This is a genomic window from Mycobacterium sp. VKM Ac-1816D (genome assembly GCF_000416385.1).
Taxonomy (GTDB): domain Bacteria; phylum Actinomycetota; class Actinomycetes; order Mycobacteriales; family Mycobacteriaceae; genus Mycobacterium; species Mycobacterium neoaurum_A.
This window is the reverse complement of record NZ_AOHQ01000091.1, coordinates 1-582: the sequence shown is the minus strand read 5'-3', so window position 1 is coordinate 582 and position 582 is coordinate 1. Positions and strand designations below refer to the sequence as shown.

Below are 582 nucleotides of genomic sequence, written 5' to 3'. Positions count from 1 at the left end.
TATACGGCGACCACGGCGGGCTGGAACGAGTCCGACACGTTCACCATCGTGGGCACGATCAACGGCCAGTCGATCACCGTCGCCGAAGTATCGGTGGTGCCCAAGTCCAACGCCGCCCCGACGGTGGATCCGATCGATCTGGTGACCGTGGTGGGCGGGTCGGGTATCGCGACCGGCAACGTCAGCGCCAATGACGCCAACGGTGACACCCTGCATTACAGCGTCACCGGCTACGGCGGTGCGTCGACGAAGGTGTTGTCCAACGGTGCGATCGTCTCGGTCGACCAGAACGGCAAGTGGTCCTACATCCCCGGTCCGAACAGTGGTGTCCTCGGCGTCATCCTGGCCTCCTCGTTCACGGTGTACGTCACCGATGGCAAGGGGGGAGAGGCCAGCACGCCGGTGGTGGTCACCACCCACGATCTGAATATCCCGGTGACCAAGTCGGGCAGTAATGGGACGGTGACCGGTGGTTTGACGTTGACCGCTGCCGAGCAGGGCTTGATGACCTACAGCTTGGGCAATGGTCCGAGCAAGGGCACCGTGACGGTCAATGCCGATGGTACGTACACCTATACGGCA

At 62.9% G+C, this 582-nt stretch carries 1 protein-coding gene; it reads left to right on the top strand.

Annotated features, from left to right (window positions below; all coding sequences use genetic code 11):
* A partial coding sequence (locus G154_RS26675; RefSeq protein WP_036478574.1) for an Ig-like domain-containing protein occupies window positions 1-582 on the top strand: 582 nt, incomplete at both ends.